16 protein-coding genes are annotated in these 12,031 nt (G+C 67.5%); 3 read left to right on the top strand and 13 right to left on the bottom strand.

The annotated features are described in order from the left end of the window. Positions 1 to 107 precede the first annotated feature (107 nt). Both ASE88_RS16300 and ASE88_RS16295 read right to left on the bottom strand, forming a co-directional pair. The gene (locus ASE88_RS16300) at positions 108 to 509 is read right to left on the bottom strand and encodes a PaaI family thioesterase (protein WP_056411662.1); all 402 of its coding nucleotides are present in this window, start codon (positions 507 to 509) and stop codon (positions 108 to 110) included. Further along, the gene (locus ASE88_RS16295; RefSeq protein ID WP_056411660.1) at positions 506 to 961 is read right to left on the bottom strand and encodes a PaaI family thioesterase; all 456 of its coding nucleotides are present in this window, start codon (positions 959 to 961) and stop codon (positions 506 to 508) included. The genes ASE88_RS16300 and ASE88_RS16295 overlap by 4 nt, the downstream gene beginning before the upstream one ends. 94 nt (positions 962 to 1,055) lie before the next feature. Here ASE88_RS16295 and ASE88_RS16290 point away from each other — a divergent pair, with 94 nt between their 5' ends. Next, entirely contained in the window at positions 1,056 to 1,838 is a 783-nt protein-coding gene (locus ASE88_RS16290) for a crotonase/enoyl-CoA hydratase family protein (protein ID WP_056479929.1), read from the top strand. A gap of 246 nt (positions 1,839 to 2,084) precedes the next feature. On the opposite strand, the gene ASE88_RS16285 is transcribed toward ASE88_RS16290, so the two are convergent. The 10 genes from ASE88_RS16285 to ASE88_RS16240 form a co-directional block, all read right to left on the bottom strand. Further along, complete coding sequence (locus tag ASE88_RS16285) at positions 2,085 to 2,438, bottom strand: hypothetical protein (RefSeq protein ID WP_055882330.1); 354 nt, start codon at positions 2,436 to 2,438, stop codon at positions 2,085 to 2,087. Then, positions 2,438 to 2,854, bottom strand: a complete 417-nt coding sequence (locus ASE88_RS16280; RefSeq protein WP_055881121.1) for a hypothetical protein — start codon at positions 2,852 to 2,854, stop codon at positions 2,438 to 2,440. Before ASE88_RS16280 ends, ASE88_RS16285 begins: the two co-directional genes overlap by 1 nt. A 40-nt stretch (positions 2,855 to 2,894) precedes the next feature. Further along, positions 2,895 to 3,620 (bottom strand): hydroxyacylglutathione hydrolase, encoded by a 726-nt coding sequence (gloB, locus tag ASE88_RS16275; protein ID WP_056479926.1) that lies wholly within the window; start codon positions 3,618 to 3,620, stop codon positions 2,895 to 2,897. A gap of 7 nt (positions 3,621 to 3,627) precedes the next feature. Continuing rightward, positions 3,628 to 4,044: a VOC family protein gene (locus ASE88_RS16270; RefSeq protein ID WP_056479923.1), complete on the bottom strand. Its 417-nt coding sequence runs from the start codon at positions 4,042 to 4,044 to the stop codon at positions 3,628 to 3,630. Positions 4,045 to 4,110: 66 nt separating this feature from the next. Continuing rightward, positions 4,111 to 4,974, bottom strand: coding sequence for a hypothetical protein (locus tag ASE88_RS16265; RefSeq protein WP_056479920.1), 864 nt, complete (start codon positions 4,972 to 4,974; stop codon positions 4,111 to 4,113). Further along, entirely contained in the window at positions 4,971 to 5,756 is a 786-nt protein-coding gene (locus ASE88_RS16260) for an alpha/beta hydrolase family protein (RefSeq protein WP_056479915.1), read from the bottom strand. Before ASE88_RS16260 ends, ASE88_RS16265 begins: the two co-directional genes overlap by 4 nt. A 9-nt stretch (positions 5,757 to 5,765) precedes the next feature. After that, a complete protein-coding gene (locus ASE88_RS16255; protein WP_055881111.1) occupies positions 5,766 to 5,969 on the bottom strand; it encodes a helix-turn-helix transcriptional regulator in 204 nt (67 codons plus the stop codon). Next, complete coding sequence (locus tag ASE88_RS16250; RefSeq protein WP_056479912.1) at positions 5,966 to 6,370, bottom strand: hypothetical protein; 405 nt, start codon at positions 6,368 to 6,370, stop codon at positions 5,966 to 5,968. The genes ASE88_RS16255 and ASE88_RS16250 overlap by 4 nt, the downstream gene beginning before the upstream one ends. Positions 6,371 to 6,550: 180 nt before the next feature. Beyond that, complete coding sequence (locus ASE88_RS16245) at positions 6,551 to 6,805, bottom strand: DUF6356 family protein (protein ID WP_055881104.1); 255 nt, start codon at positions 6,803 to 6,805, stop codon at positions 6,551 to 6,553. Between the two features lie 25 nt (positions 6,806 to 6,830). Beyond that, on the bottom strand, positions 6,831 to 8,228 hold the full coding sequence (locus ASE88_RS16240) for a glutamate ligase domain-containing protein (protein WP_056479910.1): 1,398 nt from the start codon (positions 8,226 to 8,228) through the stop codon (positions 6,831 to 6,833). A 52-nt stretch (positions 8,229 to 8,280) separates the two neighbouring features. Between ASE88_RS16240 and ASE88_RS16235 the strand changes: the two genes are divergently transcribed. Beyond that, positions 8,281 to 9,096: an LD-carboxypeptidase gene (locus ASE88_RS16235; protein WP_056479907.1), complete on the top strand. Its 816-nt coding sequence runs from the start codon at positions 8,281 to 8,283 to the stop codon at positions 9,094 to 9,096. A gap of 160 nt (positions 9,097 to 9,256) precedes the next feature. Here the strand turns inward: ASE88_RS16235 and ASE88_RS16230 are convergent, their stop codons facing one another. Next, entirely contained in the window at positions 9,257 to 9,808 is a 552-nt protein-coding gene (locus ASE88_RS16230) for a hypothetical protein (protein ID WP_156357072.1), read from the bottom strand. Between the two features lie 135 nt (positions 9,809 to 9,943). On the opposite strand from ASE88_RS16230, the gene thrS reads away from it, so the two are divergent. Further along, positions 9,944 to 11,935, top strand: a complete 1,992-nt coding sequence (thrS, locus tag ASE88_RS16225) for a threonine--tRNA ligase (RefSeq protein WP_056479901.1) — start codon at positions 9,944 to 9,946, stop codon at positions 11,933 to 11,935. Positions 11,936 to 12,031 lie beyond the last annotated feature (96 nt).

Genomic DNA, 12,031 nt, shown 5'->3' with positions numbered 1-12,031 from the left:
GGGGGGGGGGGGGGGGGGGGGGGGGGGGGCGACGTACGTACTGGCGTCCGGCTGGTGGGGCACGCCCCTCCCCCGACCCCTCCCGCAAGCGGAAGGGGAGCAGAAGATCAGTCGCGCACGATCAGATAGTTCATCCGCGCGGCGGCAATCGGCTTGTCGCGCTCGTCCTGCCAGGCGGTGGCCTCGACGTTCGCAACGCGCGTGCCCAGCCGCGTCACCACGCCGGCCGCGCGCGTCGGCTTGTCACGCCCGCCACGCATGAAATCGACCGTGACGTTGACCGGCTTGATCCGCGGGTCGGACCCATTGGCGCCTTCGGCCTCCAGCGCATGCTGCAACGCGGCGATCGCCGCCATCTCGAGCAACCCCGAGATCGCACCGCCATGCAGGAACCCCGGCCGTCCCAGCACGTCGTCCGCAAATGGCATCAGCAGCACGGGCGGTGCGCCCGCCTCGATCTCGACCGAGACGCGCAGGATCTCCGCATAGGGCGGCAGGCCGATCGTCATGCCTCGATCCTTCTGTTGAGGCCCATGCCCGCCACGTCGCCCACCACCATGAACGTCCCCGCGACATGCGCGAGCGGATCGTTCGGGTCGCCGTCATGCGCCTGCCCGCGCACGAACGCGATCGAGCGCGTGATCCGGTAGCATTCGCCGCGCCCGATCACCGTCTTCCCCGGCGTCGCGGGGCGCAGGTAATCGACGCGCAGGTCGAGCGTGGCGTGCGGCACGAACGCGTTGCGCTTGATCCAGATCGCCAGACTCGTCGCCATGTCCATCATCGTGATGATCGGCCCCGACGCGATCACGCCGCTCGCCGGATCGCCGATCAGCCGTTCGTCATAGGGCAGCGCAAGCTCCGCCCAGTCGTCGCCATGCGCGTGATAGCGCATCCCCAGCGCGGCGCCGTGCCCGCCGAACCCGCGCGTCGCAAACCATTGTGGATCAAAACCAGCCATCCGCCCGCCTCTACACGCCGCGTGCGCACGCGCAACATTGCGGGCTAGCGCGGGGGTGGTTAGCGTTGCCGCAAAGATCGAGAGGATCGCCTAAATGAACGACCGGGTCACCATCACCGTCACCGAGGGCGTTGCCGACGTCCGCCTCAACCGCGCGGACAAGATGAACGCGATCGACCCGGCGATGTTCGCGGGCATCTCCGCCGCGATCGACCAGCTTGCGGGCATGAAGGACGTCCGCTGCGTCGTGCTGTCGGGCGAGGGCAAGGCGTTCTGCGCCGGGCTCGACATGGCGTCGATGGCGAGCGGCGGGTCGGGGCTGGAGCTTGGCGAGCGGACGGCGGGTGGCGCGAACCTCCCGCAGCAGGTCGCGTGGGGCTGGCGCACGCTCCCGATGCCGGTGATCGCCGCGGTCCACGGCGTCGCGTTCGGCGGCGGGTTTCAGATCATGTCGGGCGCGGACATCCGCATCGCGCACCCCAGCGCGCGCTTTGCGATCCGCGAGACCTATTGGGGACTCGTCCCCGACATGGCGGGGATCGCGCTGTGGCGGACGCTGGCGCGCGACGACGTACTGCGCGAACTCACCTACACCGCGCGCGAGTTCGATGGCGCGGAGGCGGTGCGGTACGGCTTCGTCACGCGGCTGTCCGAAGACCCGCTCGGCGAGGCGATGATGCTCGCGCGTGAGATCTCCTCCAGGAACCCGCAGGCGATCCAGGGCGCGAAGCGTCTCTACAACCTCGCGGCGGATGCGGACGCAGTGGCGATCCTGCACGCCGAGACCGAGGAACAGCTGAAGGTCATCCGCACGCCCAACCAGGTCGAACAGGTGCGGGCCAACATGGAAAAGCGCGCGGCAGTGTTCGTCGACTAAGGCCCCCGCGGGCGCGCGCGTCATCCTGACGAAAGTCAGGACCCAGAATTGCGGAGGGCGGCGCGTAGTACTATGGGTCCTGACTTTCGTCAGGATGACGGGGGAGGGCGTTCGTTACCACCCCGGCGGAGGCCGGGGGCCAGTTGGAAAGGTTGTCGTAACGAAGCGCCGTCCTACACCATCAGCATCGCCCAACTGGACCCCGGCCTTCGCCGGGGTGGTGTGTTACGGATTGGGGGGGGGCCGCTACTTCACCTTGTCGTACGGCGTGAAATCCCGGAACCGGCAATAGCCCGACGGGATCGACATGCCCGGCGACACCGTCCGGAAGCGGTCGTTCTGGCAAAGCTGCCCGCCGTAAACATCGACGATCATCGTATCGAGCGGCCGCAGCGAGGGGCACCCGCCCACCGGCCCGGTCTTCCAGATCCGCTTGCCCGATTGCCGGTACAGGATCGTCTGCGAATCGACGATCTCGGGCCCGTTCAGCTGTTGCAGGTTGATGCACCGCACCGGGGCGCCCGCCGGTCGCCCGGCGAGCGGGTCGGACTTGCCCGCCACCAGCATCAGCGCCACCGCCGCGAGAACCGGTGCGCGCATCATGGCTTCCGATACGGTACGAACGCGCCGAAGCTGCAACTGCCGGTCGGGAAGCGCGACGCCTGGTCGAACGTCCGGGCGATGTCGCCTCGGCACAGCTGCCCGGTCGGCGTCTGCGTGACGAGCACGTCGCCGCGCGCGATCCCCTCGCACCCGCCGACGGTATCGCTGCGATAGACCAGGTTGCCGCTGGCGCGGTACAGGATCGTCGCACCATAGCCCGAACTCTGCTTTTGCGGGAACTGGTTGATGCAGCTTACCGGCTTGCCCGGCACCAGCCCCGCCAGTTCCTTCGCCAGCTTCTCCTGCACGCCCGCCTCGCGGACCTGTGCGCGCTCGACATCGGCCTGCGTCTGCGTACACGCGCCGAGCAGCGCCGCCGGCAGCATCAGGAGTGGCAGGAAAAGCATACGCATCGCAACGCTCCTCGAAAGTCTTGCCACCTCCATACGCCTCTTACCAGCGAAACGCATCCTTCGCCGCGCGATAGCCCGCCAATTGCTCGACCGACGTCGCCCGCAGGAACGGATTCGTCGCGCGCTCCAGCCCCATCGTCGTCGGCACGGTCGGCTCACCCTTCGCGCGCGCCGCGTCCACCTCGGCCATCCGCGCGACGGTATCGGCATTGTCCGGCTCGGCGACCAGCGCATAGCGGCCGTTGCTCTGCGTATATTCGTGCCCGCAGAACACCTCGGTCTCGTCCGACAGCACCGCGTATCGCTGCATGTTCGCGAACATGTCCGCGGGCGTGCCCTCGAACAGCCGACCACACCCCATCGCGAACAGCGTGTCGCCGGTGAAGATGGCCGCATCGTCGGCGAAGTGGAACGCGATATGCCCCTGCGTATGCCCCGGCACGGTCATGACGGTCGCCGCATGCGCGCCGATCCGCACGACATCGCCCTCACCGACCTGCTCGTCGAGCGTCGGGATCCTGTCCGCCTCCGCCGCCGGGCCGACGATCGTCGCGCCATACGCCTTCATCTCGGCGTTGCCGCCGGTGTGATCGGGATGCCAGTGCGTCGTCCACACCCGGTCGATCCGCCAGTCGCGCATCTTGGCGGCGGCGATCACCGGCCCCGCCTCGCCCGGATCGACCACCACCGTCTCACCCGAGACGGTGTCGTGAATCAGCCAGGCATAATTGTCGGAAAGGACGGGGACGCGGACGATATCAAGCATCAGCCTCTTACCACTTGCCAGTGTTCGGCATCGACGCCCAGGGCTCGGCCGGATCGAGCGCGCCATCGGCCTGCAACAGCTCGATCGAGATGTTGTCTGGAGTCCGCACGAAGGCCATGTGCCCGTCGCGCGGCGGACGATTGATCGTGACGCCTGAGTCCATCAGTCGCTGGCAGGTGTCGTAGATATTGTCGACGCGGTAGGCGAGATGCCCGAAATTGCGGCCCTCGCCATAGTCCTCGGGATCCCAATTATGCGTCAACTCGACCTCGGCGGCCTCGTTGCCGGGGGCGGAGAGGAAGATCAGCGTGAAGCGGCCCTTCTCGTTTTCCATCCGGCGGACCTCCTTCAGCCCGAGTAGCTCGAAGAACGCGATCGTCTTGGCCGGATCGGTCACGCGGATCATCGTGTGGAGGTATTTCATGCTTGCTCCGAGGGTTGTTCGGAACGGGAGATAGGCACGGGGAGGGGGTGGTGAAAGGGCGCGACGTCAGCGTCCGACCGGAACGCCGGTATTGGGCGTGCCGGCACGCGGTGCGCTGCCGCCCGCGTCGAACTGCCGCAGCGCGGTTACCGCGCTCCGTCCCACCGAGGTCTCGGGCGCCAGCCGCGCCGCCTGTCCCCACGCCGCGCGCGCGCCAGCCTCGTCACCTGCCAGCGCCGCGATATTGCCCGCCTCGAGCTGCACCGACGCGTCGTCCGCCGCGCGCTTCAACGCCTCGCCGATATCCGTCTTGGCACGCGCGGGATTGCCCTCGCGCCGCGCCAGCGTCGCCGACAACAGCCACGCGAGCGGATCGTCCGCGGCATTGGTCAGCGCCAGATCGATATCGGTCCGCGCCGATTCGAGATCGCCCGTCGCGACCAGCGCGCGCGCATGGTCGAGCTGCGCCTCGCCCAGCGGCAGACCGGTGAGCGTCCCCGCGGTCAGCGCCGAATCGAGCGCCGCGCGCGCCTTGGCAGGCTGTGCCGCAGCCAGCCATGCATTCCCCGCCTGCGCCCAGTAGGTCGCGGCGCGTATATCCTTGGCGAGTTGTGCCGCACGCGCGGCCTCCTCGAACTCGCCCGCGGCGGAGGGCCAACTCTTCTCCGCGGCGAACGCCAGCCCGGCGCATCCCCGCGCGAGAAAACGCCCGCCGGCGATCCGCCAGCGTCCCGCCTCGGCGCGCGCCGCCGCCGGATCGCTCTCGGCAAGCGCGACGCAGCGTTGCAACCGGTCGGTCCCGATCTCGAGCGGACCCGCCATCGCCTTTGACGACGCCACGCTGGGCTTGGGCGACGCCACGTTGGGCTTGGGCGTGGCGGCCGCGGGGCCAGCCTGCGCCAGCGACAGAAGCAGCAATGGCAGGATCATAAAGCGGCGATCACATCCTCGACCGCCCGGATGATGAGGGAAATGTCGCTGTCGCGCGACAGGCGGTGGTCGCCGTCCTTGACCAGCCATGTCTGCACATCGGCTGAACGCAACAGCTCGGCCAGCCGCGCGGTGCGGTGCCACGGCACGTCGGGATCGCGCTGCCCCTGGACGAGCCGGACCGGGCCGTCGATCGCGATCTCGCCGAACATCAGCCGGTTCGCCTCGCCCGACGACCAGAAGGCGCGGGTATAGACGGTGGGCTCGGGACCGTACGGGTTCTTGCGCTCGATCCGCCCGTTGGTCAGCAGCGCCATCTTCTCGTCGGTGGTGAAGCCCCAGTCGGTAAAGTCGGGCGCGGGCGCGATCCCGACCAGCCCCTTGACCAGATCGGGGCGCAGCTTCGCCACGAGCAGCATCAGCCACCCGCCCATCGACGACCCGACGATCACCGCGCTGTCCTCGACCAGCGCGTCGAGCATCGCCAGCACGTCGTCGCGCCAATCGGCCAGCGTCTGCTCGTCGAACGCGCCTTCGCTCTGTCCGCACCCGCCATAATCGAACCGCAGGAACGCGCGCCCCTCGGACTTCGCCCACGCCTCGAGCGTCACCGCCTTGGTCCCGGCCATGTCGGAGGCGTAGCCCGACAGGAACACGATCGTCGGCGCGGTGCCCGGCGTGTGATGATAGGCGAGGCGCGGGCGCTCCCTGACGGGCGGCGTGTCGGCAGACGGCGTGTCGGCAGAGTGCGGGGCGGCGGGCGGCGTGGTCGTATCGGTCATCCCGCAGCTTTAGACCGTCTTCGAGGGGCTGGTGAAGATGTCTTCGATCGCCAGCCCGAACAGTTCGGCGATCTTGAACGCCAGTGGCAGCGACGGATCGTAACGCCCAGTCTCGATCGCGTTGACGCTCTGCCGCGACACGTCGAGCCGCTCGGCCAGGTCGCCCTGGCTCCAGTCGCGCTCGGCGCGCAGCACCTTGAGACGGTTTTTCATGCGCCGCGCCGCATCGTGGCGATGTTGTAACCCCAGCCGACCCACAGACCGGCAAACCACAATACCGCCGCGTAATAGGCGGCGATGTGCGGCACCAGCCCGAAGCCTTCGAGAAATCCCCATGCGGTCATCACGCTCAGCATGAACCCGCTGGCGACCAGCGACTGGCGGATCAGCAGCATCCGCAGATATTCGTCGGTTTCCTCGACGATATAGCGGCCGAGCACGAGGAAGATGCCGATCAGCGGCAGCGCGGGCAACAGCGCGGCGACATAGGCGATCGGCCCGTGCAGCGCCCCACGCCGGAACAGATAAATCGTGGCGAACAGCAGCGCTACGTAGACGAGACTGAGCACGATGACGCGCCGGTTGTACCGGCGAATGGCAGGGTTCGTGAGCATGGAAAGCGTCCTTTCGAATCGGTAAAGGAAACTTGTCATTACCACTGCGCAGAGTCAATGAGGCTTTACACGTCATCACACACGTCATCACAGTCCTCCCCCTGGCGGGGGACGATCGCAGAAGCGTTCCAGGCGTGACTTTATCGTAACCTTTGGAAGCCCGCGGGCTCCCGGCAATCGTCAGATGATGAACTCGACCGTCTTCATCTGCACCTGATCCGCCGCGACCGCGCCGCGCTTCTCGACCATCTGCCGGTGCAGTTCGGCGACCGTCTCGCTCCCGCGCGTCTTGCACAGTGCCGGCACGAAGGCATGGACCAGCGCGCCGAGGCCGCCCTTGATCATCGTGATACCGAAGCGTCCGGCGACGCCGAAATGCTCGGCATAGCTTTCGCCGACGGTGGCGGGGTGATCGAGGAACAGGCGGCGGAACATCGGCAGTCTCCTGTCCTCCGCTATATCAGCGCGCGGCCAGGGCGTCGACCATCCCCGCCGCCAAGACGCTCAGCGTGTCGTCGCGCGCGCCCATCACGACGATCCGGTCGCCGGGGCGGGCTTCGGCGACCAGCGCGGCGGCGGCCTCGGCGCGGTCGGCGATGTGCCGCGCGTCGCGACCGCCCGCGACGATCTGCCCGACGATATCCGCACTGGTGACCGCGCGATCGACGGTGCCGCCGTAATAGGCCGGGTCGGGAAGCACGAGGATATCGTCCTCCGCCATCCGTTCGACGAACGTCGCGACGAGTTCGCGACCCATCACCTTCAGCGGGCCATAACCATGCGGCTGGAACAGCAGGAGCAGCCGCCCGGGAAACGCGTGAAGCGTCTCGAGCGTGGCGGCGATCTTGTCCGGGTTGTGCCCGAAATCGTCGATCACCGCGACGCCGGCCGCCTCTCCGACGCGATCGAACCGGCGACGCAGGCCGGTGAACCCTGCGATCGCCTTGACCGCATCGGCCAGCGACACGTCCGCCGCCATCGCCGCGCCGATCGCGGCGAGCGCGTTCGATACGTTGTGCCGGCCGGGGACGGCGAGCTTTACCGGCGTCCGCACGCCGCGCGATACGAGATCGAAGCGGATCGCGAACGGCTCGGGCTTCAGGTTTTCCGCCCGCAGGTCGGCGGACGCATCGATCGCAAACGTCGTCACCTGACCGCGCGGCAGCCGCGCGGCGAGCGCGGCGGCGTCGGGGTCGTTCGCATTGACCACCGCCGTCTCGGCCTTGGCGATGAAGTTGCCGAACAGCAGGCGGAGCTCGTCGAGCGACTTGTGATCGAGGCTGACGTTGTTGAGCACCGCGATCTTCGGCGCATAGCCCGCGATCGATCCGTCGCTCTCGTCGACTTCGCTCACGAACACCTCGCCCGCACCGACCAGCGCGCTCGCGAACGGCGCGTCGGCGGTCGCGAAGTTCTTCATCACCGCGCCGTTCATCACCGTCGGATCGCGCCCGACGGCATGCAGGATCCAGCCGATCATCCCGGTCACGGTCGACTTGCCGCTCGTCCCCGCGACCCCGATCGGCAGCCGGCTGTCGTTGAACAGCGACGCGAGCATCGACGCCCGCGTCGCGCGCTCGCAGCCCAGAGCGTCGGCGGCGATCATGTCGGGCACGCTCGCCTCGATCGCGGCGGAAGCGATCACCAACTGGTCCGCCGAGACGATCCCGCTGCCGTCCTGCGGGAACAGCGCGACTCCCTTCGCCGCGAGGTCGTCGAACTTGGCGGGGACGCGGCCCTGGTCGAGGTTGCGGTCCGATCCCGCGACAGTCGCGCCGCGGCCCGCGAGGATCATCGCGAGCGGCATCATGCCCGAGCCACCGATGCCGACGAAGAAACAAGATTTGCTGATATCCATCGGCCCGCGATATGGGCGGTTCGGTAACGGGGCAAGGTCGGGAACACGAACAATGCGCATCGGTGTCCTCGCCGCGTCGAGCCGGACCAATCCCGCGGCGATCGCCAAGATCACCGCGTATGCGGCGACCGCCTTCCCCGGGGTCGAGCTGGTCTTCCATCCGCAATGCCTGGAGACCGACGGCCATTTCGCCGGCTCCGACTTTCGCCGTGCCGCCGCGTTTCTCGAATACGCCAACGACCCGGCGTTCGACGCGCTCTGGTTCCTGCGCGGCGGCTATGGGGCGAACCGCATCCTCGCGATGGTGATGCCCGACCTTGGCCGCGCGGCGCGGCACAAGACGTATCTCGGCTATTCCGACGTCGGGTTCCTACTCGGGGCGCTCTATGCCCGCAGGATCGGGCGGCCGGTACACGGGCCGATGGTCAGCGACATCAACCGCCACGACGGCGAGGCGACGGTCGCGCGGTCGCTCGGCTGGATGGTGCACGGCGATCGGGCAGGATTGGAGCCGGGGCTGGAGGGGCGGCCGTCGGCGGCGTTCAACCTCAGCATCCTCACCTCGCTGATCGGCACGCCGTGGCTGCCCGACCTCACCGATCACGTCCTGATCGTCGAGGAGGTGTCCGAGCCGATGTACGCAATCGACCGGATGCTGTTCAAAGTCGCCAATGCCACGCAGTTGAAGGGGATTGCCGGGGTGCGGCTGGGCGCGGTGACGGCGGTGCAGGAGAATGATCCGCCCTGGGGCGAGACGCTCGACTATATGATGATCCGCTGGTCGCGCGACATGGGCGTACCGTATCTCGGGCGCGCGGAGATCGGGCACACGCAGGCGAACCGGGTGGTGCCGTTCGGCGTGGTCTGAGCGGGTAGAACGGCGCGCGCGACAAGAACCAGCACCTCCCCGGCGGAGGCCGGGGCCCAAGTGGAAAGGTCGGCGTAATGAAGCGTGATCCGCCGTTAGCACCGTTTCCCAATTGGACCCCGGCCTCCGCCGGGGAGGTATCTCTTCCTGAAGATGCGCTTTATGGCACCGCCGTCGGATCGATCAGCTGCATCCCGCCAAACCGCACCTTGGGCTGCCCCGGCAAGGTATAGCTCGCCGCCACCTGATCTACCGCCCAGGCGCGCAAATTCGCGACCACCTCGATCCGCTGCTGCCGATCCCGCTCGCGCATGAACACGACCAGATCGTTGCGTCGGTTGCAGTCGCGCGCGTCCGCCGTCGCGCATGGCGAATAGAGGATCGCCAGCGCCACGATTTTCCCGGCGGGATCGAGCACCGCCGCGCCCTTTTCCGGGCAGCTATGCGCGCGACACGCGGTAAAGCGGTAGAGACTTCCGATCCGCGTCGGTTCGTCGGGTGGTCCGTGCAAGACCTCGATCTGCTGATCCGCGACGTCGCCATTCGCGTACAGGTACGAAGCCTTGCGCGTGCCGATGAACCGCCGGACCGTGGCGGTGAACGCCGGCGCCATGACCAGCTGGTTCGTATCGCGACACGCCGCAAGTCGGGTTGGCGCGCATCGTGGTGCAGGCGCAGCGGCGGCGGACAACATCAGCAAAGCACCCAGCATTCCTGTCTCCCAAACGTCGCCGCCATGCTGCACCGGTCCGTTATGTCCGTCTAGAGTAGCCCTCTTCGCGGATCGCCTTATATACGCACGGCGCGATGCGCGCTCGTACGCACCAATCCCGAGAGAAAGTCTCCCATGTCTGCAATGTTCCGAATCACGCTTCCCGACGGTTCCGTCCGCGAGGTTGCGCCCGGGACTACCCCCGCAGACGTCGCCGCGGCGATCGGGCCGGGGCTCGCCAAGGCCGCGCTCGCCGCGCGGATCGACGGGCAGGTGCGCGATCTCAGCCGGCCGTTCGAGGGTGATACCGCGCTCGCGCTGGTGACCGCACGCGACGAGGCCGATGCGCTCGAACTCGTCCGCCACGATCTCGCGCACGTCATGGCGGAGGCGGTACAGCACCTGTTCCCCGGCACGCAGATCACGTTCGGCCCCGCCACCGACGATGGCTTCTATTACGACTTCGCGCCGAAGGACCGGCCGTTCACCGACGAGGACCTGCCCGCGATCGAGGCCGAGATGCGCGCGATCATCGCTCGCAATGAGCCGTTCCTGCGCGAGGTCTGGTCGCGCCAGCAGCTGATCGACCGCTGGACCGAGCAGGGCGAGACGTTCAAGGCCGAATGGGCCGCCGAGCTTCCCGAGGGCGAGGAACTGACGATCTATCGCCAGGGCGAGTGGCTCGACATGTGCCGCGGCCCGCACATGGTCTCGACCGGCAAGCTCGATCCCGCCGCGTTCAAGCTGACTCGCGTCAGCGGCGCCTATTGGCGCGGCGATCAGAAGAACGCGATGCTCAGCCGCATCTACGGCACCGGGTGGCTCAACAAGAAGCAGCTCGACCAGCATATCTTTCGGCTCGAGGAAGCCGCCAAGCGTGATCATCGGAAAATCGGCGCGGAAATGGACCTGTTCCATCTCCAGTCGGAGGCGCAGGGGTCGGTGTTCTGGCATCCCAAGGGCTTCGTGCTTTGGCGGCAGATGGAGGCGTATATGCGCCGCCGGCTCGACGCGGCGGACTATGCCGAGGTGAAGACGCCGCAGCTGATGGACGCCAAGCAGTGGGAACAGTCCGGCCACTGGGGCAAGTATCGCGAGAACATGTTCGTCGTGCCGGACGAAATACCGAACGTGGAGGACGAGGGTGCGGTGCTGTCGGGCGAGGGCGACCTGATGGCGCTGAAACCGATGAACTGCCCGGCGCACGTCCTGATCTTCAAGCAGGGGATCAAGTCGTATCGCGACCTGCCGATCCGGATGGCGGAGTTCGGCTGCTGCCACCGCAACGAGCCGCATGGCGCGCTGCACGGCATCATGCGCGTCCGCCAGTTCACGCAGGACGATGCGCATATCTTCGTCCGCGAGGACCAGCTGGTCGAGGAGGTGCGCAAGTTCTGCGAGCTGCTCGACAGCGTTTACAAGGATCTGGGCTTCGAGGAGTATGCGGTGAAGCTCGCGCTGCGCCCCGAAAAGCGGTTCGGCGAGGATGCGATGTGGGACAAGGCCGAAGCGGAGCTGCGCGAGGCGGTGATGCAGTCAGGCCTGAGCGACACGATCAAGGCGAACTTCGAGGAACTGCCGGGTGAGGGCGCCTTCTATGCACCCAAGCTCGAATTCCACCTGACCGATGCGATCGGGCGGACGTGGCAGGTCGGCACGATCCAGTCGGACCGCGTGCTGCCCGAGCGACTCGACGCGTCGTACGTGGGTGCGGACGGCGAGCGGCACCGGCCGGTGATGCTCCACCGCGCGATCCTGGGCACGTTCGAGCGGTTCATCGGCATATTGATCGAGCATCATGCCGGGCGCTTCCCGCTGTGGCTGGCACCGGTGCAGGTGGTGGTCGCGACGATCGTGTCGGATGCGGACGACTATGCGCTGAAGGTCGCGGCCGACCTGCGCAAGGCGGGGATCCGCGTCGAGACCGATCTGCGCAACGAGAAGATCAACTACAAGGTGCGCGAGCATTCGCTGGCCAAGGTGCCGCTGCTGTTCGTGGTCGGCAAGCGCGAGGCGGACGAGGGGACGGTCGCGATCCGGCGGCTCGGCAGCCAGGGGCAGGAGATGATGAGTCTCGACGATGCGGCGGCACGGGTTGCGGTGGAGGCTCGCGCTCCCGATATGTGAGTCCGTAACGGGCCGGCTATTCGCGAGTGCGAATTTGCGCTATAAGCCGGCCCAAATACTTTGTCAGAAACCACAGGAGCAACCCCCATACGTCCT

The sequence above is a fragment of the Sphingomonas sp. Leaf38 genome (assembly GCF_001421825.1).
Taxonomy (GTDB): domain Bacteria; phylum Pseudomonadota; class Alphaproteobacteria; order Sphingomonadales; family Sphingomonadaceae; genus Sphingomonas.
Note: the sequence above shows the minus strand (reverse complement) of the source record. Positions and strands in the feature narration are given on the sequence as shown.

Bases quoted from the DNA above. Each gene is read 5' to 3' on its own strand.
- ASE88_RS16300 (WP_056411662.1), bottom strand. From the start codon at position 509: ATGACGATCGGCCTGCCGCCCTATGCGGAGATCCTGCGCGTCTCGGTC.
- ASE88_RS16295 (WP_056411660.1), bottom strand. From the start codon at position 961: ATGGCTGGTTTTGATCCACAATGGTTTGCGACGCGCGGGTTCGGCGGG.
- ASE88_RS16290 (WP_056479929.1), top strand. From the start codon at position 1,056: ATGAACGACCGGGTCACCATCACCGTCACCGAGGGCGTTGCCGACGTC.
- ASE88_RS16285 (WP_055882330.1), bottom strand. From the start codon at position 2,438: ATGCGCGCACCGGTTCTCGCGGCGGTGGCGCTGATGCTGGTGGCGGGC.
- ASE88_RS16280 (WP_055881121.1), bottom strand. From the start codon at position 2,854: ATGCGTATGCTTTTCCTGCCACTCCTGATGCTGCCGGCGGCGCTGCTC.
- gloB (WP_056479926.1), bottom strand. From the start codon at position 3,620: ATGCTTGATATCGTCCGCGTCCCCGTCCTTTCCGACAATTATGCCTGG.
- ASE88_RS16270 (WP_056479923.1), bottom strand. From the start codon at position 4,044: ATGAAATACCTCCACACGATGATCCGCGTGACCGATCCGGCCAAGACG.
- ASE88_RS16265 (WP_056479920.1), bottom strand. From the start codon at position 4,974: ATGATCCTGCCATTGCTGCTTCTGTCGCTGGCGCAGGCTGGCCCCGCG.
- ASE88_RS16260 (WP_056479915.1), bottom strand. From the start codon at position 5,756: ATGACCGATACGACCACGCCGCCCGCCGCCCCGCACTCTGCCGACACG.
- ASE88_RS16255 (WP_055881111.1), bottom strand. From the start codon at position 5,969: ATGAAAAACCGTCTCAAGGTGCTGCGCGCCGAGCGCGACTGGAGCCAG.
- ASE88_RS16250 (WP_056479912.1), bottom strand. From the start codon at position 6,370: ATGCTCACGAACCCTGCCATTCGCCGGTACAACCGGCGCGTCATCGTG.
- ASE88_RS16245 (WP_055881104.1), bottom strand. From the start codon at position 6,805: ATGTTCCGCCGCCTGTTCCTCGATCACCCCGCCACCGTCGGCGAAAGC.
- ASE88_RS16240 (WP_056479910.1), bottom strand. From the start codon at position 8,228: ATGGATATCAGCAAATCTTGTTTCTTCGTCGGCATCGGTGGCTCGGGC.
- ASE88_RS16235 (WP_056479907.1), top strand. From the start codon at position 8,281: ATGCGCATCGGTGTCCTCGCCGCGTCGAGCCGGACCAATCCCGCGGCG.
- ASE88_RS16230 (WP_156357072.1), bottom strand. From the start codon at position 9,808: ATGCTGGGTGCTTTGCTGATGTTGTCCGCCGCCGCTGCGCCTGCACCA.
- thrS (WP_056479901.1), top strand. From the start codon at position 9,944: ATGTCTGCAATGTTCCGAATCACGCTTCCCGACGGTTCCGTCCGCGAG.